General features: G+C 70.3%; 3 protein-coding genes. 1 reads left to right on the top strand and 2 read right to left on the bottom strand.

Features of this window, described 5'->3' with window-relative positions; all coding sequences use genetic code 11:
* Nucleotides 1-208: 208 nt before the first annotated feature.
* Entirely contained in the window at nt 209-997 is a 789-nt protein-coding gene (locus ACWCQ1_RS51915) for a hypothetical protein (RefSeq protein ID WP_358599635.1), read from the bottom strand.
* Nucleotides 997-1,725 (bottom strand): ABC transporter ATP-binding protein, encoded by a 729-nt coding sequence (locus ACWCQ1_RS51910; RefSeq protein WP_358599632.1) that lies wholly within the window; start codon nt 1,723-1,725, stop codon nt 997-999. Before ACWCQ1_RS51910 ends, ACWCQ1_RS51915 begins: the two co-directional genes overlap by 1 nt.
* Nucleotides 1,726-1,857: 132 nt before the next feature.
* Here ACWCQ1_RS51910 and ACWCQ1_RS51905 point away from each other — a divergent pair, with 132 nt between their 5' ends.
* Nucleotides 1,858-2,670 carry a sensor histidine kinase gene (locus tag ACWCQ1_RS51905; protein ID WP_451030110.1) on the top strand — a complete coding sequence of 271 codons (813 nt, stop codon included), beginning with the start codon at nt 1,858-1,860 and terminating at the stop codon, nt 2,668-2,670.
* Nucleotides 2,671-2,717: the final 47 nt, after the last annotated feature.

Here is a 2,717-nt window from a genome sequence, read left to right as displayed (position 1 = left end):
CTCGACAGGCTCCACGCTCTCCAACTCCACGGCGGTATCAGTCACTTGGCGTCACTCCCATGATCGTCGGATCCGCCGTTAGATCTACACTCCCCGACGGTTCTGCTGGACGAAGGCGAACACGTGCCGTCCGGGCGGGCGGCCACTTCGCTGGAGGAGATGGACACCGCGCTCGCCGCCTTGGTGCCCAGGCGGCGGAACAGAGGGTCTACGAGGCGTCGCGGGTGAAGCGCCAGGCCCCGCATGCGAGGGCGAGCGTGAGGTAGAGGACGAGGTCGAAGAGGGCGAAGGAGAGGGAGGGGGTGCGTTCCGGGTGGAGGGGGTGTGGGTGGAGTTGGCCGAGGGTGTCCGCCGCGTTGCTGAGCATGAGCTTGCTGGGCAGGGAGGACCAGCCTTCGACGGCTTTGGCCGCGCCGTAGCCGAGGTAGACCAGGGCGAAAAGTGCGGCGATGGCTCCGGCGGTGTGCCGGATGACGGCCCCGAGGCCGTACCCCACGACGGTGACGACGAACAGGTACAGCCCGGCGCTGGACACGGCGCGCAGCACGCCTGGCGTGCCCAGGCCCACGTCCAGGTGCTGCCTGGCCAGGACCATCTGTCCGATGAAGAAGCCGGCGAACGCGGTCAGTTCGCCCAGTAGCAGGGCGAATCCGCCGGTGACGAGGGTCTTGGCGGTGTAGGCGAGCGCGCGCCGGGGTGTCGCGGTCAGCGTCGAGCGGATCAGTCCGGTGGTGTACTCGCTGCTGACGGCCAGCACGCCGAGGACACCGAAGGCGAGGACGGCGAAGGAGAAGCCGGAGAGCGAGTCGCCCACCGGGTCGAACTGGGCCCGATCGGTGGCCCTCATGTGCGGCCAGGCGTCGGAGATGTGCGCGACGTCCATGAGGCTCAGGGCCAGGCCGAATGCCACGGCGACAAGGGCGGTGATCCAGGTCGAGCGGAGGGAGCGCAGTTTGATGACCTCGCCGGCCATGGCGCCTGTCAGTGCGGTGGGCATCAGAGTTCCGTCCCCTCGGTCCGGTATTCCACGGCGGATTCGGTGAGGTCGAGGTAGGCGTCCTCCAGCGAGGCGCCGGCCGGAACGAAGTCGCTGATCGGGACGTCGGCGAGCAGACGTCCCCGTCCGATGACGAGGAGGTGGTCGACGGTGAGGGCCATCTCGCTCATCAGGTGGCTGGAGACAAGGACGGTGCGTCCTTCGGCGGCCAGCGATCGCATGAGGGTCCGGATCCACCTGATGCCTTCCGGGTCCAGGCCGTTGGCCGGTTCGTCGAAGATGAGCACCGGTGGGTCGCCGAGCAGAGCGGCGGCGATGCCCAGGCGCTGCTTCATGCCGAGGGAGTAGGTGCCGATCCTGCGGTGAGCGACGTCGGTGAGGCCGGTGAGGGCGAGTACCTCGTCGATTCGGCCGCGCCGGATGTGGTTGGTGGCGGCGAGCGCCGCCAGATGCGCCCGCGCCGTGCGGCCCCGGTGGACGGCCGCGGCGTCGAGGAGCGCGCCCACGCGGCGCAGCGGCTGTTCGGCCAGGCGGTAGGGCGCGCCGTTTATCAGGGCGCGGCCGGCGTCCGGGGTGTCCAGGCCGAGGACGGCCCGGATGGTGGTCGACTTCCCCGCGCCGTTGGGGCCGAGGAAGCCGGTCACACGGTCCGGCTGGACCTCGAAGGTGAGGTCGTCGACGGCTGCCTTGCGGCCGAAGCGTTTGGTCAGGTGCTCGCAACGAATCATGTCCCTGACGATGCCGGGACGGCAAAGGCGCTTCATCTGCCTGCGGGCAGGTTCTTCCCGGCCCGGGTCTGCCGTACGGCATAGGACGCACGGACGATGTGGGCAGGGCCGCACGACGCATACGCTCCGATCGTGGAAGGGAAGTCGCGTGTAGTCACGGGGCCGTGGCGGTCCTACTGGCCCGAGGGCCTTGCCGTACTGTCGCTGGCCGTGTGCGGCCTGGCGCCCTGGCATGCGCAGGCGATCTTCTGGGGCGGAGTGCCGCTCGCCTTCGCGCTCTTCTGCGTCACCTCGCTGCGTCCGGCCCGCACCGCCGCGGTCACCCTCGCCACAGCTCTGGCGGTCGCGGTCGCCACCGCCCTTCCCAGGTTCGAACACACCGGGGCTGTGGTGCCGTTCGCGCTGCTCTTCGCCGTCGCCTGGGCCGTGGGCTTCGCGGTCGGCCAGCGGCGCCGGTATCTGCACGCGCTGCTACGACAGCAACAGGACCGCGCCGATCGCGAGGCGGCGGCGGAACGGCTGCGCATCGCCCGCGAACTGCACGACGGCATCGCCCACTCGATGAGCGTGATCTCCGTCCAGGCGGGCTACGGCCGCCTGGTGCTCGACGATCGTCCCGACGACGCACGCAGCGCGCTGGAGGCGATCGAGACCACCGGGCGGGAGACCCTCGTCGAACTGCGGCGCATGCTCGGCGTGCTGCACGAGGACACGGACGACCGGGACGGCACCGACGACGCGGCCCTCGCCCCCGCACCTCGACTCGCCGACCTGGTCCGCCTCGCCGAACGGACCCGGCGCCCCGGTCTGCGGATCGGTCTTGCCGTCACGGGGCAAGCCAGACCACTGCCCGCTGGGCTGGAGACAGCCGCGTACCGGATCGTCCAGGAGGCGCTGACCCGGGTTCGACGTAATTCGAGGGTCTTGGAGGCTCTTGCGGGCTGAAGGTGCAGGTCATCGGGCTGCGGGCGGTGCGAACGGCTGGAATTGCC

It is taken from the genome of Streptomyces sp. NPDC002144, from assembly GCF_053593695.1.
This window is presented reverse-complemented; position numbering and strand designations above follow the sequence as displayed.